The 22,220-nt window shown below is 63.5% G+C and carries 22 protein-coding genes; 8 read left to right on the top strand and 14 right to left on the bottom strand.

The window, feature by feature from the left end; all coding sequences use genetic code 11:
• Positions 1 to 23: 23 nt before the first annotated feature.
• Together NLM27_RS13550 and NLM27_RS13545 are read right to left on the bottom strand one after the other, a co-directional pair.
• Positions 24 to 2,015 (bottom strand): primary-amine oxidase, encoded by a 1,992-nt coding sequence (locus NLM27_RS13550; protein ID WP_254143768.1) that lies wholly within the window; start codon positions 2,013 to 2,015, stop codon positions 24 to 26.
• A gap of 15 nt (positions 2,016 to 2,030) precedes the next feature.
• Entirely contained in the window at positions 2,031 to 3,227 is a 1,197-nt protein-coding gene (locus NLM27_RS13545) for a serine hydrolase (RefSeq protein WP_254143767.1), read from the bottom strand.
• 184 nt (positions 3,228 to 3,411) lie between these two features.
• Here NLM27_RS13545 and NLM27_RS13540 point away from each other — a divergent pair, with 184 nt between their 5' ends.
• The gene (locus NLM27_RS13540) at positions 3,412 to 4,401 is read left to right on the top strand and encodes a helix-turn-helix domain-containing protein (protein WP_254143766.1); all 990 of its coding nucleotides are present in this window, start codon (positions 3,412 to 3,414) and stop codon (positions 4,399 to 4,401) included.
• Between the two features lie 6 nt (positions 4,402 to 4,407).
• Here NLM27_RS13540 and NLM27_RS13535 read toward each other — a convergent pair whose 3' ends face one another.
• Together NLM27_RS13535 and NLM27_RS13530 are read right to left on the bottom strand one after the other, a co-directional pair.
• Entirely contained in the window at positions 4,408 to 5,073 is a 666-nt protein-coding gene (locus NLM27_RS13535) for a methionine ABC transporter permease (RefSeq protein ID WP_254143765.1), read from the bottom strand.
• Entirely contained in the window at positions 5,063 to 6,202 is a 1,140-nt protein-coding gene (locus NLM27_RS13530) for a methionine ABC transporter ATP-binding protein (RefSeq protein WP_254143764.1), read from the bottom strand. Before NLM27_RS13530 ends, NLM27_RS13535 begins: the two co-directional genes overlap by 11 nt.
• Before the next feature lie 308 nt (positions 6,203 to 6,510).
• Here NLM27_RS13530 and NLM27_RS13525 point away from each other — a divergent pair.
• A protein-coding gene (locus tag NLM27_RS13525) for an IS5 family transposase (RefSeq protein WP_375142247.1) occupies positions 6,511 to 7,271 on the top strand; the annotation gives its coding sequence in 2 pieces (ribosomal slippage) (positions 6,511 to 6,847 and positions 6,847 to 7,271; 762 coding nt in all).
• Positions 7,272 to 7,280: 9 nt separating this feature from the next.
• On the opposite strand, the gene NLM27_RS13520 is transcribed toward NLM27_RS13525, so the two are convergent.
• Complete coding sequence (locus tag NLM27_RS13520) at positions 7,281 to 8,087, bottom strand: enoyl-CoA hydratase/isomerase family protein (RefSeq protein ID WP_254143762.1); 807 nt, start codon at positions 8,085 to 8,087, stop codon at positions 7,281 to 7,283.
• A 120-nt stretch (positions 8,088 to 8,207) separates the two neighbouring features.
• On the opposite strand from NLM27_RS13520, the gene nthA reads away from it, so the two are divergent.
• The 3 genes from nthA to NLM27_RS13505 are packed head-to-tail and all read left to right on the top strand — an operon-like array spanning position 8,208 to position 9,873.
• The gene (nthA, locus tag NLM27_RS13515; RefSeq protein ID WP_254143761.1) at positions 8,208 to 8,840 is read left to right on the top strand and encodes a nitrile hydratase subunit alpha; all 633 of its coding nucleotides are present in this window, start codon (positions 8,208 to 8,210) and stop codon (positions 8,838 to 8,840) included.
• Positions 8,837 to 9,496, top strand: coding sequence for a nitrile hydratase subunit beta (gene nthB, locus NLM27_RS13510; RefSeq protein ID WP_254143760.1), 660 nt, complete (start codon positions 8,837 to 8,839; stop codon positions 9,494 to 9,496). Before nthA ends, nthB begins: the two co-directional genes overlap by 4 nt.
• On the top strand, positions 9,496 to 9,873 hold the full coding sequence (locus tag NLM27_RS13505) for a nitrile hydratase accessory protein (protein WP_254143759.1): 378 nt from the start codon (positions 9,496 to 9,498) through the stop codon (positions 9,871 to 9,873). The genes nthB and NLM27_RS13505 overlap by 1 nt, the downstream gene beginning before the upstream one ends.
• Positions 9,874 to 10,018: 145 nt before the next feature.
• On the opposite strand, the gene queC is transcribed toward NLM27_RS13505, so the two are convergent.
• Entirely contained in the window at positions 10,019 to 10,732 is a 714-nt protein-coding gene (gene queC, locus NLM27_RS13500; protein ID WP_254143758.1) for a 7-cyano-7-deazaguanine synthase QueC, read from the bottom strand.
• Between the two features lie 126 nt (positions 10,733 to 10,858).
• Between queC and mazG the strand changes: the two genes are divergently transcribed.
• Complete coding sequence (gene mazG / locus NLM27_RS13495; RefSeq protein WP_254143757.1) at positions 10,859 to 11,677, top strand: nucleoside triphosphate pyrophosphohydrolase; 819 nt, start codon at positions 10,859 to 10,861, stop codon at positions 11,675 to 11,677.
• Between the two features lie 109 nt (positions 11,678 to 11,786).
• Positions 11,787 to 12,161, top strand: a complete 375-nt coding sequence (locus tag NLM27_RS13490) for a GNAT family N-acetyltransferase (protein WP_254143756.1) — start codon at positions 11,787 to 11,789, stop codon at positions 12,159 to 12,161.
• Between the two features lie 43 nt (positions 12,162 to 12,204).
• On the opposite strand, the gene hflX is transcribed toward NLM27_RS13490, so the two are convergent.
• The 4 genes from hflX to NLM27_RS13470 form a co-directional block, all read right to left on the bottom strand.
• Complete coding sequence (gene hflX / locus NLM27_RS13485) at positions 12,205 to 13,587, bottom strand: GTPase HflX (RefSeq protein ID WP_254143755.1); 1,383 nt, start codon at positions 13,585 to 13,587, stop codon at positions 12,205 to 12,207.
• 11 nt (positions 13,588 to 13,598) lie between these two features.
• Positions 13,599 to 13,847, bottom strand: a complete 249-nt coding sequence (gene hfq, locus NLM27_RS13480) for an RNA chaperone Hfq (protein ID WP_007591126.1) — start codon at positions 13,845 to 13,847, stop codon at positions 13,599 to 13,601.
• Positions 13,848 to 14,161: 314 nt separating this feature from the next.
• Positions 14,162 to 15,532 (bottom strand): sigma-54 dependent transcriptional regulator, encoded by a 1,371-nt coding sequence (locus tag NLM27_RS13475; RefSeq protein WP_254143754.1) that lies wholly within the window; start codon positions 15,530 to 15,532, stop codon positions 14,162 to 14,164.
• A gap of 17 nt (positions 15,533 to 15,549) precedes the next feature.
• The gene (locus NLM27_RS13470; protein ID WP_254143753.1) at positions 15,550 to 17,952 is read right to left on the bottom strand and encodes a PAS domain-containing sensor histidine kinase; all 2,403 of its coding nucleotides are present in this window, start codon (positions 17,950 to 17,952) and stop codon (positions 15,550 to 15,552) included.
• Positions 17,953 to 18,123: 171 nt separating this feature from the next.
• On the opposite strand from NLM27_RS13470, the gene NLM27_RS13465 reads away from it, so the two are divergent.
• On the top strand, positions 18,124 to 18,270 hold the full coding sequence (locus tag NLM27_RS13465; RefSeq protein ID WP_254143752.1) for a hypothetical protein: 147 nt from the start codon (positions 18,124 to 18,126) through the stop codon (positions 18,268 to 18,270).
• A gap of 189 nt (positions 18,271 to 18,459) precedes the next feature.
• Here NLM27_RS13465 and NLM27_RS13460 read toward each other — a convergent pair whose 3' ends face one another.
• The 4 genes from NLM27_RS13460 to NLM27_RS13445 form a co-directional block, all read right to left on the bottom strand.
• Complete coding sequence (locus NLM27_RS13460; RefSeq protein ID WP_254143751.1) at positions 18,460 to 18,966, bottom strand: YiiX/YebB-like N1pC/P60 family cysteine hydrolase; 507 nt, start codon at positions 18,964 to 18,966, stop codon at positions 18,460 to 18,462.
• A 319-nt stretch (positions 18,967 to 19,285) separates the two neighbouring features.
• Complete coding sequence (locus NLM27_RS13455) at positions 19,286 to 19,573, bottom strand: hypothetical protein (RefSeq protein ID WP_254143750.1); 288 nt, start codon at positions 19,571 to 19,573, stop codon at positions 19,286 to 19,288.
• Between the two features lie 34 nt (positions 19,574 to 19,607).
• Positions 19,608 to 20,384, bottom strand: coding sequence for a hypothetical protein (locus NLM27_RS13450; protein WP_254143749.1), 777 nt, complete (start codon positions 20,382 to 20,384; stop codon positions 19,608 to 19,610).
• A gap of 123 nt (positions 20,385 to 20,507) precedes the next feature.
• Positions 20,508 to 22,217 (bottom strand): trypsin-like serine protease, encoded by a 1,710-nt coding sequence (locus tag NLM27_RS13445; protein ID WP_254143748.1) that lies wholly within the window; start codon positions 22,215 to 22,217, stop codon positions 20,508 to 20,510.
• Positions 22,218 to 22,220: the final 3 nt, after the last annotated feature.

Below are 22,220 nucleotides of genomic sequence, written 5' to 3'. Positions count from 1 at the left end.
GCAATGACGGCGAGGATGGCTGGCTAGCTCTTGTGGCAGCATGAGCTGCCGCCGCCCGTCTCCTCGCCCGCGAGCACGCTGCGGCTGTTGCGGTCCGGCGGGATGTCGCCGGCCGCGTTGGCCGCGAAGAAACCGGTCGGCTTCAGCAGGAAGCCGGCATATTCGACCGGCATGATCGGGAAGTCCTCGGGCTTGCAGACATGAGTGTGGCCGAAAGAGTGCCACACCACGATATCGGCATTCTCGATGTTGCGGTCACGGGCGGCGTAGCGCGGCAGGCCGTCGCCGCCGGCATGGACGTTCGGATAGTCGCCGCTCGCGTATTTCTCAGCGGGGTCGAATGCAGTCACCCATACATGTCTGGTGGCGAAGCCGCCGCGCCTGCGCACATAGCTGCCCTCCTGCGCCAGCATCAGCGGGCTCGGATTGACGACGAGCTTGTAGGCCGGCGCGTTGCCGACCGAGTTGGTCTCGTTGGGATTGCTGATCTTCCAGAACCGGCCGGTTTCGCCATTGGCGACCGCAGCTGCGTCGCGCTCGCGCGACAGCACGCGCGTCGTGGTGTCGAAGACATTGCCATGCGGATTGTCGTCGCCCCAGGGCCGCGGTACGAAATCGTGCTCAGTCACGGTGTTCCCGCCGCCATCGAGATCCATGTGCATGCGCACGTTGAAGAAGTGCTGGTGCGTGGGACCGCCCAGATTGTCGTCGACCATGCCGCCCCATTTGTACGTCGCGCCTGATGGCACGGCAGCGGTCTGGATGATTCCCGTGAGCTTGGTCTCGAGCTGGATCGTGCCGTCCTGGTAGAGGTACCAGTAGAAGCCGTAATCGTAATTGCCGACGGTCGCAAAGAACGAGATGACGAGCCGCCGAGACCTGCGAACCTCGAACAGGCCGTTGCGGAATTCGTAGTGTTTCCAGGCAATTCCATAGTCTTCTTCATGCATGCAGATCGCGTTCTGCATGACGAAGGGATCGCCCTTGTTGTCGGCAGCCGGCACGTCGAAATAGTGGATGTTGCCGAGGCAGTCGCAGCCGAGCTCGAGCGCGTTCGCAAGCATGCCGAGCCCATACTCGCCGGCATCGAACGCCGACTTCCAGAAATGGTTCGCGGTCGGATCGGCGTAAGGCACCACCATCTCGGTGATGCTGGCGCGATGGATCAGCGAACGCTTGCGCGCGCCATCTTGATAGGCGAGCTGATGCAGCACCAAGCCCTCGCGCGGCGTGAAGCCAACGCGAAAGCTCCATTTTTGCCAGTCGACTTTCCAGCCGTCGACCTTGAAGCTCGGACCTTCCGGTTGCTCAATATGCAGCGGCTTGATGTCGGTGCGCGGGTTCTTGACCTCGTGCGCGCCGTAGTTCCGCTTCTTGCGCGGGATCGGCACGATCGGATCGGCATCCGTGAGATTGATAACCTTGCCGCCGATCAGGTCGACCACGGCAACGACGCCCTCGATCGGATGGGCATAACCGTTGTCCTGGGGATGCTCGCGGAAAAAGCTGACGGCGCGCACGATGCGGGTGCCGCGCTCGTACTCGAAATCGAAGAAGCCCGAGGAGAACGGATCGACCTGGACCAGCTCGATATCCTTGTCGGTGAGCCCGCGCCTGACCATCGCCGCGCGCCATCTAGGATCGGCCTTCACCACGGCCTCGCACTTGAAGAACTCTTCCAGCATCACCGGCGGCTGCCCGTAGGGCGCCTCGCGGTTCGGAATGACTTTTCGCGCAATGATCTCATTGCGGGCGAGGTCGACGATGTGCTCGATCGCCTCGCCCGTGGTGATGTCGAGCGTCAGCGCAAACGCACGGCGGCCTGCTCTGTCAGCGGCCAGCTCCTGCTTGGTCGGCTCCTCCAGCCGCACGGTCGGGAAGCGGCAGTTCTCCGGCGAGGCCGCGGCGGCGCGCACCAGCGTACAGGCGGCTGTGATCTCCTCAGTCGTGAGCGGATCGAGCGGATGCGGGCTGGCGGACCGGACCGGCGATTTGGCATTCGCGGTGTCGAGCATGGGATGCCCCAAAGTTCAGCGCGGAGCGAGATGCGCAGTGATGGCGTTGAAGGCGGCAAACCAGCGCTGGTCGATCGGCACATCCATCGCCTTGGGCTGTGTGGCGAGCTTGACGATGACGGTGTCGGAGTCGAGATCGACATAGAGGTGCTGGCCGTGAATGCCGATCGCGGTGATGGCGTTGCGCGACGGATCGATCGTGAACCATTTGCTGCGATAGCGCGCGCCCGGGAAGAACTCGGCGAGGTCGCCGTCGGCCCAGGCCTTGGGATCGCCATTCTCGCGGATATCGTCGATCCACCAGCCCGGCACCACCTGCCGCCCCTCGACCACGCCGCGGCAGCGGATCATCTCACCGAAGCGCAGCAGGTCGCGTGCGGTGACGGAGATGCCGCCGGCGATGCGGCCCATGCCGTGGCTGTCGAGCGTGAGCGAGCCGTCCTCCTCGGCGCCGAGAGGCTGCCAGAGATATTCGGAGAGGATGCGATGGTATGGCATGCCGCAGGCGCGCTCATAGACCCAGCCGAGCACCTCGGTATTGGGGGAGACGTAATGGAACACCTTGCCGTGCGGCTTGCCAGTCCCGCGCAAGGTCGTGAGATAGGCGCGCTGATGGCCAGGCTCAACGCCGGCCGGCGGCACGTCCCAGCCCGAGGAAAAACGATAGCGCGCGACATCGCCGGCGGGGTCCTCGTAATCCTCCTCGAATTTGATGGCGACGGCCATGTCGAGGAGATTGCGGACGGTGCAGCCGGCATAGACCGAGGTCTCCAGCTCCGGCACGTAACGCAGCACCCTCGCCTCGGGATCTACCAGGCCGCACGCGGCGAGCACGCCGCCAAGTGTGCCGGCGATCGACTTGCTGATGGAGCAGATCAGATGCGGCGTAGTTACGCTCATGCCGTCGCCGTACCATTCGTGGATCAGCGTGCCCCGGTGCATGACGAGCAGTGCATCGCCATAGGTCTCGCGCAGGGTGGCCGCGATCGTGGTCGGGTTGCCGTCGGGTGCGGTGAAGCCCAACTTTGACAGCTCGCGCGGCGCGCTTCGCATCGGCGTCGGATGCGCCGCGCGGCGGACCTCCGCGGTCGGCAGCACTTCACGGGTGTGGGCAAAGCCCCAGCGTATCGCGGGGAAGCTGCGCCAGTTCGCGCGCGTCACCTGCGCCTCGGGCGCGGGCGGACTGCCACGCATGATCTCGGTCGGTCGCATCTCGATCCCTCCGCAAAGCGCCCCCCAACCCCGATGTCGGGGGCAGCCGGAGAGGAAGATTGCATTGAAGGCCGCGGCGGGCGTTATCGAGATTCGGCAATATTTTGCTGGACAGCGCCCGTGGCCGTGCCAGTCTGGTGGGGAACTTGCCGGCTCTCGGGTGGTGAATTTTCGACGTATCGTCATGCCCTTAAGCGCAACTCTACCGACTGTGGACTCGGCTGCCGGCTTGTTTCAGGCCAGCAGCACGGATGTCGACGAGCATTGCGCTTCACTCGGTCGCTGGCGGCTCAGCTACGACCAGATCAGCGCCGGCGCCTTCAGGGGCAGTTTCACCCAACTCTCTCTGCCTCGGCTTGATGTCTTCCGTGAAATCACCAGCCAGCAGGTCCGCCAATACGGCCAGTTGGGGGCTGACAGCTTTGGCATTGGTCTGCCTTGGCACGGTGACGGCGAGGTCAATTGCAACGGCGCCAGCGTTGCAGGCGCCCAGGTCATCGCCTGCATCGACGCCGAGGTCGACATGTGCACGCCGAAGTCATTCGAACTGCGCGGTGTCGTCGCGAGCGCAGCGCTGATCGAGGAGCTCGCCGCCCGGCTTGATATCGAGCTGCCGCGTTCGGTCTGGCACCAGTTGCGGGTGATCGAGATGGCGGAGGCGTCGGTCGCGCGATTGCGCACCCATCTTGCCGCGATCCACGAGACCATCACGACCACGCCCGAACAATTCGACGATCCCGCCGTTCGGCAGGCGCTCGAAGACGCCCTTCTTGTCGAGATTATGGACATGCTGCCGACCGCACGTCCCAGCGATCCCGGCCGCAGCGCTGCGGCGCGCAAGAGCACCGTCGATCGCGCCCGGGCGCTCATGCATGGCAGCGGCGAGCGTACGCTCTCGCTGCTGGAGGTCTGCAAGGCGGTCGGCGCCAGCCCGCGCAAGCTCGGCTATTGCTTCCAGGAGGTGTTGGGCACGAGCCCGATGCATTACTGGCGCGCGATGCGGCTGAACCGCGTGCGGCGCGATCTGAAACGCGCCAGCGGCACGGATGCCTCCGTCTACGACGTCGCCGTGCAGCATGGCTTCTGGCATTTCAGCCAGTTCTCGCTCGACTACAAGCGCCACTTCTCCGAACTGCCATCGCAGACCTTGCGGCGTGCGAAGCGGGCCGCCTGAACCGGTTCAGCGGTGCCGCAGCCGCCGGTTGACCCGGCGCGCCAGATAATCGCCCGCGCTTTGCACGAGCTGCACCAGTGCGATCAGCACCACGACGACGGCCAGCATCATCTCCGGCATGAAGCGCTGATAGCCGTAGCGGATGCCGAGATCGCCGAGACCTCCGCCGCCAACGGCGCCGACCATCGCGGAATAGCCGAGCAGGCTGACCACTGCGAGCGTCAGCGCCAGCAACAGGCCCGGCAGCGCCTCGGGGATCAGCACCTTGAGCACGATCTGGATCGGCGAGGCCCCGAACGAGGACGCCGTCTCGATCAGGCCGCCATCGACCTCGCGGATCGCCGCCTCGACGAGGCGCGCGATGAACGGTGTCGAGGCAATCGTCAGCGGGACGATCGCGGCGGTCGAGCCGATCGAGGTGCCGGCGACGAGCCGCGTGAACGGGATGATGGCGACGACCAGGATGATGAAGGGAGTGGACCGCGTCGCATTGACGATGACGCCCAGGATGCCGTTGACGGCGGGTGCCGCGAACAGTTCCCCCTTGCGGCTGGTGGCGAGGAAGACGCCGAGCGGCAGGCCGAAGACAGTGCCAAGCAGCGCCGCGATGCCGACCATGAACAGGGTTTCGCCCGTGGCCTGGACGATCAGGTTGATGAGTTCAGGCGACATGGCCGAGGCGCTCCGCCGGGAATTGATATTGAGAAAGCCAGGCGAGCGTCCGCGTCACCGCGTCCTCTCCGCCGGGAATGCCGAGAACGAGCGAGCCGACGTGCTGGCCGCTGATCTCGTCGATGCGAGCCGAAAGCAGCGCGACGTCAAGGCCGAGCTCACGGGCAAGCCGCGCCACCAGCGTGTCACCGGCCCCAGCCCCGCGAACCTGGACGCGGATTACGGCCTGCCCGCCCGCGACCGGCTCCGGCACGATCCGGCTCGCCAACGACAGCGGCAGGCTGTCGCCGATCACCTCGGCCAGGAAGGATTGCGTGATCGGGTGCCTGGGATGGGTGAAAATATCGGCGACATCGCCGCTCTCGACCACGCGGCCGGCATCGAGCACCACGACCTCTTTCGCGAGCTGACGCACCACCGACATTTCGTGGGTGATCAGCACGATGGTCACGCCCAGTTCGCGGTTGATGCTCGCAAGCAAATCCAGGATCGCGCGCGTGGTCTGCGGATCGAGCGCGGATGTCGCCTCATCCGACAGCAGCACGCTCGGCCGCGTCGCGAGCGCCCGCGCGATGCCGACACGCTGCTTCTGGCCGCCGGAGAGTTCGGAGGGATAGCGGTCGTGCTTGTCGGCGATGCCGACTAGTGCCAGCAACTCGGCGACGCGCGTCTTGATGTCGGTTTTGGTCCAGCCGGCGATCTCGAGCGGCAGCGCGATGTTGCCGGCCGCCGTGCGCGAGGACAGCAGGTTGAAATGCTGGAAGATCATGCCGATCGAGCGCTGCGCCAGCCGCAGCTCGCGGCCGGCCAGTGCCGAGATGTCCCTGCCGTCGACGATGACGCGGCCCGCGGTCGGCTTCTCGAGCCCGTTGATCAGCCGGACCAGGCTCGATTTGCCCGCGCCCGAGCGGCCGATGACGCCGGTAATGGAGCCCCGCGGAATGGCGAAGTCGATGTCTTGCAGGGCGTTGACGCCGGGCTTGCCGCGATAGGCGGGATAGGTTTTTGAGATCCCTTCGAGCCGGACCATCGCGTCCGGTTCAGTCACGGCGGGTGAAATCGCTTCAGGCGTCTGGATCGGCTGTCCGATCGCAAGCGATTGGTGAGCGTTCATGGAAATGGCCTTCATGCAGAATGGTTCGCTTGCCCGCCGAGCGCACGGGAAGCCGGGTCGCATCATGCGACGGGATTGGAACCGCGATCAGGGCTTGCGAAGCGCGCTGCATCGCAGCACGCACCATCGCCCTTTCAGGCCCTTCTTGCAATGTCGGATATTCGCGGGAAGTTGGACGAAGTTTTCCCGATCGCCTCCTGGAGAAGAAAATCCATCTGCCTGACATCAACGTCCGACAGCGCCGTGGACTAGGGTCTGTACTCAATAGAGATTCCTCTTGAGGCGGGATTGTGATTCAAGCTTTCCAACGGAGGGAGGCTTGGATGGCAAAGCAAGTCTATTGGTTGAGCGATGCAGAGTGGCAGCGAATAGAGCCGTTGTTGCCGCGAGGCCGCCGCGGAGCGCACCGGGTGGATGATCGCCGGGTGATCAGCGGGATCGTCCATATGCTGCGATGTGGGGCGCGTTGGCGCGACTGCCCGGAGGTCTACGGCCCGTATACGACGGTTTACAATCGCTTCAATCGCTGGAGCCGTCAGGGGATTTGGACCGATATTTTCTATGCCCTGACGGGGTCGACTGGCATGTACGGGGCGGCATCTGTTGATTCCACCTACATCAAAGCCCACCGCTCGGCAGCCGGCGCAAAAGGGGGGCCTTCAACAATGCCATCGGCCGCTCGCGTGGCGGGCAAACGACCAAAATCCACGCGCTGACCGATGAGATCGGGCGTCCATATGCCTTGTTGATCACGGCTGGAAACGTCCACGACCTCGACGGAGCCCGCCGTCTGCTCACTTTGGGGCATCGACCGAAGAGTGTCATTGCCGACCGAGCCTATGACGCCAGAAGCTTGCGCGAGGAACTCGCACAGCGGCGGATCAAGGCGGTCATCCCCCCAAATCCGACCCGTAAGCACCCGCATCGCTACGACAAACGCGCCTACAAAGGCCGCAACGTCATCGAGCGCATGTTTTGTCGCCTGAAGGACTTCCGCCGCATCGCCACCCGATATGACAAGCGCGCAGATATCTTCCTCTCAGCAATCCTTCTGACCGCCGCCTTGCTCTGGTGGCTCAATTGAGTCCAGACCCTAGCGCCCCTTGAATCGCGGCTTGCGGCGCGTCAGGAACGCCTCCACCCCCTCCTTGTGGTCCTCGCTGAAGCCAGCGAGCGCAAACTGGTCGACGTCCATGTGGCTGGCGAGGTCGTCCAGCGCATGCGCGAGCCGGTTGACGGTGAGCTTTGTCATGGCGACCGAGAGCGGCGGCTGCGCCGCGACCTTGCGCGCGAGATCCATCGCGGCATCGAATGCATGGCCGGGATCGACCACCTGCTCCACCAGACGCCATTCATAGGCTTCGTCCGCTGAGATGCGCTGATCGGCCAGGATCACCGCCTGCTTGGTGCGGGCCGGCCCCATCAGATGCAGCATGCGCGGGATACTCTGCCAGCTCATGTTCATGCCGAGCCCGATCTCGGGCACACGTAGATGCGCATCCCGGCCCATGACGCGGAAGTCGAGCGCCACGGCGAGCGCAACGCCGCCGCCGACACAAAAGCCTTCGATCGCCGCGATCGTGATCTGCTCCATCTCCTGCCAGGCCTGCGTCAGGCGCGGCCCGAGCTTGAGATGCCGCCGCAGCGTGCCGAGGTCCATGTCCTTGCGCGAACGTCCTTCGGCATCCTTGAGGTCGAAGCCGGCGCTGAACGTGCTGGTGCTGCCGGTCAGCACCACGACGGAGGTCTCAGCATCATCCTCGAAGCTGCGTGCGGCCGCAGTGAGCTGGCGCAGCGCCTCGGGCGAGAGCGCGTTAATGCCGTCGCCGCGGTCAAATCTCACGACTGCAATCCGCCCATCGGGGCCGAGGCCTTTCTCGACTTTCACGTAGTTCGTCACCGGCGCCTCCAGTCTGCTTCGCGGCGATGCTAGCCTACCTCCGGCCTCACGAATATGGGACCCGGTTGCGCCGCAACGCATACTCGACAGGCCCAGGCCATTGCGCCTATCTTCGCCGGCATGAGCCACGATCACGACCACCATCATCACGATCACGATCATTCGGAGCTGTCCGAGACCGAGCTGCGCGTGCGCGCGCTCGAGACGATTTTGACCGAGAAAGGCTATGTCGAGCCGGCTGCGCTCGATGCCATCATTCAGGCCTATGAGACCAAGATTGGCCCGCACAATGGCGCGCGCGTCGTCGCGAAGGCCTGGACCGATCCGGCCTTCAAGCAGGCGCTGCTGGAAGACGGCTCCAAGGCGATCGGGACGCTCGGCCATGTCAGCCGCGTCGGCGACCACCTCGTCGTTGTCGAGAACACGCCTGAGCGCCACAACATGGTCGTGTGCACGCTGTGCTCCTGCTACCCCTGGGAAATGCTCGGGCTGCCGCCGGTCTGGTACAAGGCTGCACCCTACCGCTCGCGTGCGGTGAAGGATCCGCGCGGCGTGCTCGCCGATTTCGGGGTCGCAGTGCCCAAGGACACGGAAATCCGGGTGTGGGATTCCACGGCGGAGACGCGCTTCCTGGTGCTGCCAATGCGCCCCGAGGGCACGGAGGGCTGGAGTGAAGAACAGCTCACCGAGCTTGTGACCCGTGACTCCATGATCGGCACCGGTTTCCCCAAAGCGCCGGGAGCGCCGTCGTGAACGGCGTGCACGACATGGGCGGCATGGACGGGTTCGGCAAGGTCGAGCCCGAGCCGAACGAGCCGACGTTCCACGCCGATTGGGAATCGCGAGTCCTCGCCATGGTGCGCGCGATGGGCGCGGCGGGCGCCTTCAACATCGACACCTCGCGCTTCTATCGCGAGACGATCCCGCCGCATGTGTATCTGTCGAGCTCCTATTACAAGAAATGGTTCCTCGGGCTCGAGGAGATGCTGATCGAGAAGGGTTACCTCACAAGGGACGAGGTCGCCGCCGGCCATGCGATGCAGGCCCCGAAGGCGCTCAAGCACGGCAAGTTCGATCTCGCCAATGTCGAACGCGTGATGGTGCGCGGCAAGTTCGCCCGCCCTGCCCCGGCGCAGGCGAAATTCAACATCGGCGATCGCGTGCGTGCGAAAAACATTCATCCGACCACGCATACGCGGCTGCCGCGCTACGTCCGCGGCCATGTTGGCGTGGTCGAGCTCAACCATGGCTGCCACGTGTTTCCGGATTCGGCCGCCATGGAGCTCGGCGAAAACCCGCAATGGCTCTACACGGTCGTGTTCGAGGGCCGGGATCTCTGGGGTGCCGACGGCGATCCGACCCTGAAAGTGTCGATCGACGCGTTCGAGCCCTATCTGGACCCGGCGTGATGAGCGGCCCGCTTGCGGCCGCCGCCACCGCCGCGATCCCGAGCATTCCCCGCGACGACGACGGCCCGGTGTTCCGCGCGCCCTGGGAGGCGCATGCGTTTGCGATGGCCTTGAGCCTGCACGAACGCGGCGTGTTCACCTGGCCGGAATGGGCCGCCGCCCTCGCCGACGAGATCAAGCGAGCGCAGGCCGCCGGTGATCCTGACACCGGCGAGACCTACTACCTGCACTGGCTCGCCACGCTCGAAGGCCTCGTCGCGCGCAAGGGCGTTGCGTCGATCGACACGCTCCACCGATACCGCGACGCTTGGGACCACGCTGCGGATCGGACGCCACACGGCAAGCCGATCGAATTGCGGCCGGAGGATTTTGGCTAGCTGTTGCCTCACCCGTCATTGCGAGCGCAGCGAAGCAATCCAGGATCTTTCCGCGGCGATAGTCTGGATTGCTTCGTCGCATCAGCGCAAAATTGCTTCGCAATTTTGTCGCGAGCTTCTCGCAATGACGACGGAGAGAGATACACTACCGTCCCGCCACAAACTCCCGCCACCCCTTCGCCCGCAGGCTGCACGCCGGGCACTCGCCGCATCCATAGCCCCACTCGTGTTGCGCGCCGCGTTCGCCGAGATAGCAGGTGTGCGACTGCTCGCGGATGAGGTCGACCAGCCCGTCTCCGCCGAGGTCATGCGCCAGCTTCCACGTCGCGGCCTTGTCGATCCACATCAAGGGCGTGTGCAGCTCGAAGGTTCTCGCCATGCCGAGCGAGAGTGCGGCCTGCATGGCGCGGATGGTCTGGTCGCGGCAATCGGGATAGCCGGAATAATCGGTCTCGCACATGCCGCCGACGATGTCGGTGATGCCGCGCCGGTAGGCCAGCGCGGCCGCAAAGGTCAGAAACACCAGGTTGCGGCCGGGCACGAAGGTGTTGGGCAGACCGTCGGCGCCCATCGCGATCGCGACGTCGCGTGTCAGTGCCGTCTCGGAGACGGCGGCCAGCGTCGGGATAGACAACGTGTGGCTCTCGCCGAGCCTTGCGGCCCAATCGGCGCGCAGGCCCTTGATGCCGTCGAGCAGCCGGTCGCGGCAGGCGAGCTCGATGGCATGGCGCTGGCCATACTCGAACCCCAGCGTCTCCACGCGGGCAAATCGGCTTAAGGCCCAGGCGAGGCAGGTGGTGGAATCCTGGCCGCCGGAAAACAGCACCAGCGCGGTTTGTGATGAAAATGCGTCACTCATGACCCGCGCTTTAGCACTGCGCAGACCGCCCGCCAATCGGTGGAAATCGTCCCGTTCCGCCGCGCTCCGCTGGGAACGGCGGCCCGCTTTTGGCATAAGGTTTTGGAGCCAGGAGACTGCCCCGCGATGACCCCTTCCCGCGACATTTCCCGCCTGATCGAGATCATGGCGGCGCTGCGCACGCCCGTGACCGGCTGCCCCTGGGACCTCGAGCAGGATTTTGTGACGATCGCACCCTATACGATCGAGGAAGCCTATGAGGTGGTGGACGCCATCACCCGCGGCGATCTCGACGATCTCAGAGAGGAGCTCGGCGACCTCCTGTTGCAGGTGGTGTATCACGCCCAGATGGCTGAGGAGCAGAACGCATTTGCTTTCGGCGATGTCGTCGAGACCATCACGCGAAAAATGATCCGGCGTCATCCCCACGTCTTCGCCGACAAGGACGGCAACCTCGCCTCACACCACGTCAAGGAGGTCTGGGACCGTATCAAGGCCGAGGAGAAAGCCGAGCGCGCCGCACGCCGTCCGCCGGAGGAAGCCCCGCCGCACAAATCGCTGCTGTCGGGTGTGAAGGCCGGCCAGCCGGCGCTGACGCGCGCGATGGAGCTGCAGCGCAAGGCCTCCACGGTCGGCTTCGACTGGAACGATGCACGCGCGGTGCTGCAGAAGATCCGGGAGGAAGCCGACGAGATCGAGGCAGCTCTGGATCGCAACGACAAGCAGGAGGTTGCGGAAGAAACCGGCGATCTGATGTTCGCCCTCGTCAACCTCGCCCGCCATGTCGATGCCGATCCGGAAGCCGCGCTGCGCGCGACCAACGCTAAATTCGAGCGGCGCTTTGCCTATATCGAGCGTGCGCTGGAGGCGCAGGGCCGCACGCTCGAGCAGGCGTCGCTGGCGGAGATGGATGCGCTGTGGAATGCGGCCAAGACCGCGACTTGATTGAGCATAGTAACGAGGGCGGCGCGCAGTGAAAATCAGGCAGGACGATCCGACGGCGCCACATGTCGCCGACTTGTTGGCCCTTCATCTGGAGGAGCTCCGCAGGGTCATGGGCGAGCACGCGCAGGCGCTGGACGCGAGCGGTCTTTCGGCTCCGGCCGTGACGTTCTGGACCGTCTGGCAGGGCGATGCGCTCGCTGGATTCGGCGCTCTCAAGCAACTGGACGAGACGCATGGCGAAGTGAAGTCGATGCGCGCAGCGCCTGCCGCGCGCGGGACCGGCGCTGGTCGCGCTATCCTGCACCACATCATTGCTGAAGCGCGCAAGCGAGGCTATGCGCGTCTCAGCCTGGAAACGGGCACGGCACCGCTGCATGCTCCTGCCGTCTCGCTCTACCGCAGTGCCGGATTCGTGTCCTGCGAGCCCTTCGCGGACTATCGAGCGAGCCCCCACAACCAGTTCATGAGTCTCGACCTGTCCTGATTTTCTCGGTGCGCAGCCCGGCGCAATCCGGGCCGCCAGCAGCTTACGCGGACAGACGCGGCACGGCGTCGAAGCGGTTCACCACGATATCCCGCTTGGTCTCGTCCACACGAACGGTCATGTCGAAGCGGCCGTCGTGCAGCTCCTTCGCCAGCACCTCGGAATTCCTATGCAGCCAGCTGATGCCGGCGCCGTCCGCGGCATCAATGGAGAGATCGAGCGTTGTGCGTTTTGCGGCCAGACGTTCCTCGATCGCGTTCAGTAGAGCATCGATGCCCTCGCCTGACACGGCTGACACCAGCATCGCCGGGTGATCCTCCGGCCTGCGCGCGGCGATGTTCAGAAGCTCTTCGCGATGTTCGGCGTCGTAGCGGTCGATCTTGTTCCAGACTTCGATGATGCGGCCGGAATCATCAGGGTTGATACCGAGCTGGCGCAGCACGGCGTCGACGTCGCTCTGCTGGGCCTCGGCATCTTCATGCGAGATGTCGCGCACATGCAGGATGACGTCGGCCTCCAGCACCTCCTCCAGCGTGGCGCGGAAGGCGGCGACGAGCTGGGTCGGCAGGTTGGAGATGAAGCCGACGGTGTCGGACAGCATCGCCTTGCCGCCATGCGGCAGATTGAGCGCCCGCAAGGTGGGGTCGAGCGTGGCGAACAGCATGTCGGCGGCCTGTACGTCGGCGCGCGTCAGGCGATTGAACAGCGTCGACTTGCCGGCATTGGTGTAGCCGACCAACGCGACGACACGATACGGCACGCGCTGGCGCCCGGCGCGATGCAATCGCCGTGTCGCCTGCACCTTCTTCAGCTCGCCCTCGAGCTTGGAGATGCGCTCCTGGATCAGACGACGGTCGGCTTCGATCTGCGTCTCGCCAGGACCGCCCATGAAGCCGAAACCGCCGCGCTGGCGTTCGAGATGGGTCCATGAGCGCACCAGGCGCGAGCGCTGGTAGTTGAGATGCGCGAGCTCGACCTGAAGCGAGCCTTCCCTGGTCTTGGCGCGGCGGCCGAAGATCTCCAGAATGAGGCCGGTGCGGTCGAGCACCTTGGCGTGCAGTTCCTTCTCGAGATTGCGCTGCTGGATCGGCGCCAGCGCGCAATCCATCACCACCAGCTCGACATCGAGGCTCTTGATCAGCCCGGCGATCTCCTCGACCTTGCCCTTGCCGATATAGGTTGCGGGCCGGATCTGGCTGATCGGCGCGATGATGGCGTCGGCGATGACGAGATCGATCGCGCGCGCGAGGCCCGCGGCTTCATCGAGCCGGGCCTCGGCGTCTCGCACGGCATAGCCTTCCGCTTGCGCGTCGGAGCCGCCCGCGCGCACTCGCAAGTAGGGGCCGATGACCAGCACCCGCCCCGTCTGCTTAGCCCCTGCCGCCCGCGGACGGTCGGCATCCCCGTCGAAATTCCGGGGTTCCAATCAGATCACTCTCAAGCCGGCTGATCCTCGCCGCCTTCGAACAACTGGATCGGCGCCCCCGGCATGATGGTCGAGATCGCATGCTTGTAGACGAGCTGCGAATGACCGTCGCGCCGAAGCAGCAAACAGAAATTATCGAACCAGGTCACGATGCCCTGGAGCTTTACTCCGTTGACCAGAAAGATCGTCAGTGGCGTCTTGGTTTTGCGAACGTGATTAAGGAAGGTGTCCTGTAGGTTTTGTGCGCGGTCTGCCGCCATTGTTTTTTTCTCGCTTTGAGTTTCTTTTTATTGCGCCGGTTGTGCCCCTGTTTTGGTGATGTGGGGCCTCTCCCGGTTGCCGTTCCTCATGAGATCCCCCTCGGAAGGAACAGCCGTAATGATTAGAGGACAGGTGGACATATTAGGCAAGCCGCTTCACGCGGCAGCCCACGCCGTATTGCCCCGAAAAATTACGGAAATCGATGATTTTCCTCGCTTATTCCCGAAGTCCGGCTCGCAATGTCGCGGCACTGGTTCAGTACCTTGGCCGGCCTTCTGTATGCGGGCCGGTATCCACCTTTCCCGAAAACGCGCTAGCCGACACCGAGCGCCTTCAACTTCCGATGCAGCGCCGAACGTTCCATGCCAACAAACTCGGCCGTGCGAGAAATATTTCCTGAGAAACGGCTGATCTGTGCAATCAAATAGTCGCGCTCGAACACTTCGCGCGCCTCGCGCAGTGGCAGGCCCATGATGTGCTCGCCATTGTTGCTGGTCGGCATCGCCGGCACCATGGAGCCAACGTCCTGCGGCAACATGTCGGCGGTGATGATGACCTCGGGTCCGCCCGCGGCCAGAATCATGACTCTCTCAACATTGTTGCGGAGCTGGCGCACATTGCCCGGCCAGACGTGCGATTGCAGCACCGCCATCGCGTCCTGCCCGATCTGGCGTTTGGGCAGGCCGCTGCCGGCCGAGATCTGCTCCATGAAGTAATCGATCAACTCCGGAATGTCCTCGCGCCGCTCCGACAGCGCAGGCACGCGGATCGGTACCACCGAGAGGCGATGATAGAGGTCCTCACGGAAATGGCCGGCTGCGATCTCCTCTTCGAGATTGCGCGCGGTGGAGGAGATGATGCGCACGTCGACCTGCACCTTGGCGGTACCGCCGACGCGCTGGAACGACTGCTCGACCAGCACGCGCAAGATCTTGTTCTGGGTCTCGCGCGGCATGTCCGCGATCTCGTCGATGAACAGCGTGCCGCCATGGGCTTCTTCGAGCGCGCCGGGCTTGCGCGCCTGTTCGCCGTTGGACTGCTCGACGCCGAACAGCTCATGCTCCATCCGCTCGGGAGTGATCGCGGCGGCGTTGATGACGACGAAGGGGCCGTCGGCGCGGCCCGAGGCCGTATGCAGCGTACGCGCCGTCAGCTCCTTGCCGGCGCCCGCGGGGCCGACGATCAGGATGCGGCTGTTGGCCTTGGCCGCGCGTTCGATGGTCTGGCGCAGCTGGTTCATGCTGGGCGAGCGGCCGACGAGCTGGCTGGCGCTCGGCGCGAGCTGCTTCAGCTCCTTGACCTCGCGCTTGAGCCGCGAGTTCTCCAGCGCTCGGGTCGCGACCAGGATCAGACGGTCGGCCTTGAACGGCTTCTCGATGAAATCGTAGGCGCCGCGCTTGATCGCGGCGACCGCGGTCTCGATGTTGCCGTGGCCGGAGATCATCACGACCGGCAGATCGGCATTGTCCTTCTTGACCTGCTCCAGGAGCTGCAGGCCGTCGAGCTTCGAGCCCTGGAGCCAGATGTCCAGGAACACCAGATGCGGCCTGCGGTTGGCGATCTCGGCGAGAGCCGTATCGCTGTCGCGTGCGGTCCTTGTGACGAACCCCTCGTCTTCGAGAATGCCCGCAACGAGATCCCGAATATCGGCCTCATCATCGACAATCAGAATTTCACTTGCCATGGGTTGCGCCTGCCTTGTCAGCTGCCTGTTGAGGCTTCGATTTTCGTTGAATCATTGGTCTTTTCAGCCGGCTCTTTGGTTTCGGCGGTCGGCTCTTTTGTTTCCAGGTCCTGGCTGGATGTCTTGACGGAATCCGCAGCCATTTCCTTGATGTCTGGCGTGGTTGCTTGCTGAGGCGCTGGTTCAGCTCCCTCGGACTTCGCGGGTTGCCCGGAGATCGCAAAGCGCATCCGCATCCAGGCGCCGCGCTGGCCTTCGCGGAAGTCGGAGGCGTCCTTCAGCTCGATGCGTCCGCCATGGTCTTCCAGCACGCGGCCGACGATCGCCAGCCCCAGGCCGGTGCCCTTGGCGCGTGTCGTGACGTAGGGCTCGAGCAGCCGCGAGCGCGCGACCTTGGGCAGGCCGATGCCGTTGTCGATGACATCGATCAGCACGTCCTCGCCCTCGTGCGACACCACGACGTCGATACGGCCTTTGCCGAGCTCCTCCGGCGGGACCTGCTCGATCGCCTCCGTGGCGTTCTTGACGATGTTGGTGACCGCCTGCGAGATCAGCCGCCGATCGAACTGGGCGCGCAGAGGATCCTCCCTAAATTCGGCCTCGATGTCGATCTCGGGATGGGCGACCTTCATCAGGAACACCGCCTGCCGCACCGTGTCGGCGACGTCCTCGCCCTCCATCACCGGTTTCGGCATCCGCGCGAAACGCGAGAACTCGTCGACCATGCGCCTGATGTCGTCGACCTGGCGCACGATGGTGTCGGTGCACTGGTCGAAGATCTGCTTGTCCTTGACCTCGGTGATGGTCTTGCCGAATTTGCGGCGGATGCGCTCGGCCGAGAGCTGGATCGGCGTCAGCGGGTTCTTGATCTCATGGGCGATGCGCCGCGCCACGTCACCCCAGGCCGAGGTGCGCTGCGCCGACACGAGCTCGGTGATGTCGTCAAGCGTGATGATGTAGCTGTCGTGCGGCTGGTTCTTCTCGGCGCTGACGCGGACCGACAGATTGCGTTCCTGCCCGTCGCGGTTGATCGTGATCTGGCCCTGCACCAGGCGCTGGGTCCCTTCCCGCGCCGTCTTCATCATCTCGTCGAGTTCGGGCAGAACGTCGGAGAGCGGGTGGCCGAGCGTCTCTGCCTCGGAGTGCCCGATCAGCTTCTCGGCGGAGCGGTTGAGGATGCCGACGCTGCCGGAGGCATCGACGCCGATGATGCCGGCGCTCGCCGAGGACAGCACGGCCTCGATGAAGCGGCGGCGGCTGTCGATGAGATCGCTGGCGTTGACGAGCTCGTCGCGCTGGCTGCGCAATTCCTGCGTCATCTTGTTGAAGGTCTGACCCAGCTGCGCGAGGTCGCCTTCGGACTGGTGCACGGGCACCTGGACGTGCAGGTCGCCGGTCGAGACCGTGTGGGCCGCGTTCATCAGTCGCCGGATCGGCGAGACCAGCGAGTTGGCGAAGTTGAGACCGATCAGCACCGAGGCCATCAGGATGGTCAGCGCGATCACCGCGAACATCAGCGCAAAGGCGACCTGGATGCCGAGCCGGCGTGACTCGATCTGGGCATATTCGGCGACGCTGACCTCGGTCTGCTTGAGCTGGTTGACGACGTTCGGATCGAGCGGACGGGCGACATAGAGGAACGTGTCGCTAAAGGCGCGCAGGCGGATCACGGCGGCGACGAAGCTCGCGTCCGGCAGCACCGCGATCTCGGGTTCGTTCTCGTTGACGTTGCTGAGGAAGTCCGGCGCGGGCGGCGAATATGCGAGCCGCATGCCGGTTTCGGCGGATTCCAGGATGTTGGTGTTCTTGTCGATGATCATCGCGCCCGGCAAATTGCGGGAGCCGGCGCTGGCGGTCAGCATCTCCCGGAACGAGCGGCGGTCCTGGTCGTAGAGCGGCCGGGCGTGCGCGATGTCGTTAGCCATGCCGAGAATGTCGCCGCGGATCAGCTGCGCGTGGTCCTGCATATAGGCCCGTGCGATCGTCAGCGAATTCTGGATCACCGCCCTGGTCGGACCCGAGAACAGCCGGTCGAGACCGCGTTCAATGGTGACGTTGGCGACGATGGCAACCAGCACCGCCGGCAGCACCGCCACGATCGAGAACAGGCTGACGATCTGGACATGGAGGCGCGCGGCCGCCCTGCCCCGCCGTCGGGCCAGGATCAGTTGCCACAGCTCCCGGATGATGATCCCGACCAGGAGCAGGATGGTGGCTGCGTTGATCAGATAGATCGAGCGCACCACCTCCGGCGTCGGCTCGATCTTGGTGAGACCGGTCAGGACCAGGAAGGTCAGGAAGGCCGACAGCAGTGCCAGACCCACGGCAAAGGGCGCCAGCCAGCGCCGCAGCGACCAGCGCCTGGGCTCTTCCGCTGGGGCCGTGTCAAAGGATGCGGCCGAGGTATCTGCGCTGGTCATTCCGGCAATGGGTGCTGAAAACGGGGTCCGCGGGCGCGCGGATACTGATGTATTCGTACCACATTGTTGCCGAATTGCGACAATTCCGCGGCGCCTCCGCCGCGACGGACCGGCGCATCCACAAGGTCGTGCTGGGCGGGAACGGATTCCGCCATCCCGGCTTGACCCGGCATGGATAGATTTTTTCTCGCGACGATGGTCTCGGCCGTCCTTCTGCTGATCGTGGCCGCCGACCTCCTGGTCAACGGCCTCGCCCTTCAGCAGCCGCCGGTGAATGTCGCCAGCGTGGTGCCGGCGTCCGGCCGACTTGTCAGGTAAATGTGATGCCGCACGTTGCGGCCAAATGACCAATTTTTTTAATGTGCGAGCGGAACATTTCGGTCCGATTCGGACTTCTGCTCACCGCGCCAGCCACAACGGCCAGCGCGATCCGGACAGGCTCAGCTCTACCTTGGTAGGGGGAGCTGAGCCACCGACCGTTTCCGTGCGTGGCAATTGAACAGCGCCCTACCTGCTCCCGTAGGAACCGGGATCGATCAAACGCGCCATGCGAGCGACATAGAGGAATTGCTTGGGAGAGAACCAGAACGCGCGCTTTGGATTGGGGTCGTCGTCAACCGCAATATTGAGCGAGCGAAATGTCGCCATCCAAGCGAGCTTCGTACAATAGAACCCAGCATCGTCGTTCAGGTCGAAATTCCAAAAGTCGTAAGGTCTTCCGACGTACTTTCGCGCTTCGTCCGGGATTCGGGCGCGATCCGCAGCAGAGAGCTTGGCAAGGCGGCCAAGCCATGCCACCTCGCCGGCCCGCTCGATCGCCCAGTCCGCGTAAGGTCGGCGAACGACGCCTTTGCCCCAGAGCGCCTCGATGATCCAGGGAACGCCTGATTGGTCAACGTCGATGATCGCAACATGGCCCACATAGACAGGGCTGCTGATTGAGTAAGTCGCATTTCCCGACCTGCGGGTGCCCGTGTATTGCGCGCGAAATTGCTCGTAAGTGAGCTTGCGCATGCGTTCGGTCTGAGCCGGAGTGAAGTAAGGCGCCTTTGTCGCAACATTCGCGATAAAGCGATCGCGCTCCTCGTACCATTTGGCTTTGTCGGCATCCGGCGGACGCGGCGTCCCGGCGTCATAGGGCACAAAGACGCCCGGCTTTTTGGGCCAGAGGAAATCACCGCTCTGAAAGTGCTTGGGGTCTGGCATCGGAGGCCCACCCGTGGCCGCACGTGTCGGTCCGGATCGCGCCAGCAGTGCGAATGTGAATGCTGTACCAACAAGGCGAAGGCAGTCGCGACGGTCCTGCATCGATCGCTCCTCGAGCCAGCCAAGACTAGTAGCCTTCTTTGGATCCTTGGTCGGTTACGTCGGTCGGGATCTCGTAGATATCCCCCTTCGCCACCGGAAGATGCGGATTCTTGACGTCGTATGTGCTGTTGCCGGTTGCTTGGTTGACGCACCATCCCCGGATCTTGATCGTGTCGACCTTCTGGAACCTGGCTTGCATCAGAAGGCCATATTTCTTGCAAGCATCCATCGAGCCAAACTCAAGATGATCGGTATTGTGGAGGCTCCAAACCTGCTTTCCAGGCGCCGCGGGTGGCGAGACGAAGAACATCATAAAGAGAAGAAATCCTGACATTGTACGCCCTGCATTAGCGAGGAAGGTTGCGAATAGCGTTGATGATGCTCTGCTGGTTGGTCGTGGTATCCAGCTTCTCTTGCGCGTTGACGCGGCTGGTGACGGTGACGCGGTCCGGACCATCCTTGAAGTTGCCGCCGACCGGCAGGGTCTGGACAACGAGAGTGCCGCTGCTGCTGGTATCGGGGCTTAAAGTTATGAGCAGGGTCTCGTCCATATCGTACGATCCCGACAATGCACCGAACGCAGTGCCGAACGGGAAGCTATAGGTGAAACTTCCGTTGCCACTGAACTTGACGAATATCTGCGAGCTGTAGGTGGGCGAATCCAGCTTGGCGAGCGACCCCATGGCTGTATCCTTCGCCTCGACAAGGCGAATGAGCCATTCACCAATTCCCAGATGCTCTGTCAGAACGTGCGCACGCGGGCTGTCGACGGGGCAGATCAGCTGATTCTTTGGATTCGAAATCAGCTCCTTCGAACTCGTCTTGAATGTAATGGAGACGTCGCGGGTCCCTTTGGCATCGACGGCGCCGCCGGGAGAGCCGACCGATCCAAACGTCCAATTGTTGAAATATTTGGCCGCAGAGAGCGTCGTGCTCTTGCCTGTTGAACCGACACCTCCGTTGATCTCGGAATCCATCTTCGGCGATAGCTTGATCGCGACCAGCCACTTGTTGGCCTTGAATGAGCTATATTGGGGTGCGCTGAGCCTGACGAAGGCATAACGCAATTCGCAGGCCGTGTGCTGGAGAATCTCCCGAACGGGCAAACTGGTGTCGTCCGGCATAGGCGGAATGATGCTGCAGCCGCCTATCCAAGCACCGCTCGCTACGACAATTGCGCAACTGGCCATCCGCATAAGAACGACTCCGCACAAACAAAGTAATGGGACTATCGGCAATTCCGAACGCTAATGACTGACGGCCGCGACAACCTGCGATTCTTGAGGGCTCGCGCCGGTGACGCGAACGTTCCAGCTGCCGATCGCAGGCGATTGCACGGTGCAGGTGGCGAACGCGTCCGCAACCGACGAGGTGCAGGCCGGACTGGTCGCGCCTGGTGCCGTCAATTCGAGGGTCAGCGTGGCAAACGTTGGTGTCGTGTTGACGCTCACGGTAAGGAAGCCGCTTGCGCTGACGATCGAGAAGGAACCGTTCAAATGATCCGGAGTGTTGATGAAAAGATGATACGGGGCACCATACGCTCGAATGCCCGGGTTCTTGATGAACGCGTTTGGATTGGCTGCGAAGGCCGGATTTGCGTTAGGACCAGCGACTGACGTGATCCAGGAGATGTTCTTGAATACCTCGACGTCGTAGGTCGGGCCGCCCTTCCCGGCCCGGCAGTCGTCGGGACCGCCCGACGTGACGCCTACGAGCCTCACGGCGCCGTCTATGGTGGCGAAGGCGGGACCGCCGGAATCTCCGTGACATGTGCTGCCAAGGATCTTGTTTTCGTTGCGGAGCTTGAAGTTCCAGCAAAAATCCTCTTCAAAGCCCGCATCCTTGCACGCGGAAGCCTGAATCGTCGCCCACAGTTTGATGCCTTCGGAACCGTCGACGGGTGGCCCGGGCTGCGGGGACCCGTTCGCCCTCAAGGGGCTATGCACACCGAATCCGACAATCGTCGCAAACTCCCCAGGCTTGATTGGGCGTACCGTGTTGAGTGGCGCTGGCATCACATCGGTGATCTCCTTCGCCAACTTCAAGATCGCCAGGTCCTTTTTGGGAAATGCATAGTTTGGATTGATAATGATCTGGTCGACGGCGACCACGCCGCGATCATGGAAGAAGACCGAGACGAACCGCTTGTCGTCGATCTTCACATCCTCCTGGCCTCGCTTGTAGGTAGCGGAAAGACAGTCCTTCGCAGTCTTCGCGCTGACCTGCTCGCAAAAGCAATGCGCTGCCGTGAGGACGGAGGTCGATGAGATCAGCGTGCCGGTGCACAAGGCTGAAGAGCCAAATCCATCCCAAGCATAAGCGATCTCGACAACGGAGGGATACTCGACCGTAGCGGCGGAGCCGGGGCCGACGACATAGGGGGTGAGTGTGCTTGGCTTCAGTCCACCCAGTCCCTGGAGGTGGGGCGGCAAAGGAAGCGTGCGGCCATCCGTGCCGAGTTGGAGAATTTCCTGCATATCGGTCGGGACGATGATGGCGTCGAAACGTTGTTTGGCTTCGGCTGGAGCCAGAGTCTGTAAGTCTGTCTGGGCCTGATGAAGCTTGCTCGAGAAATCCCGGAGCTGCGTTTGGTGATCCTGCAAAAAATCGAGCTTGCGAATGTTCGGTGCCGAATCCAGTTGTTGGAAGCGTAGCGTATTCTCAATTGCCCGAATGTTCGCACCGGCTCCCTTGCCGGCGATCTGGCTAAAGGCGCTCACGTCCATTGTTTGGCTTTTACTGCCGGCGATCTTGGTGCCCGCCGCCTTATTCACGGTCTCGACAGTCTGGAGATGATTGTCGACGAAGGATGAGAGATCTTTGAGCCTGGTCGACGCAGCCTTGAATGGATCAGGCGCTTTCAGCTCGTCCGCCGAGCTGAAGTCCGGGCAAAAAACAGTCAAACACGCAGCCGAAATTGCTGCGGCACGCACGCGTGCGCCGACCAACATCCCCATCAC

This window comes from Bradyrhizobium sp. CCGB12 (genome assembly GCF_024199845.1).
In the GTDB taxonomy this organism is placed as follows: domain Bacteria; phylum Pseudomonadota; class Alphaproteobacteria; order Rhizobiales; family Xanthobacteraceae; genus Bradyrhizobium.
This window is presented reverse-complemented; position numbering and strand designations above follow the sequence as displayed.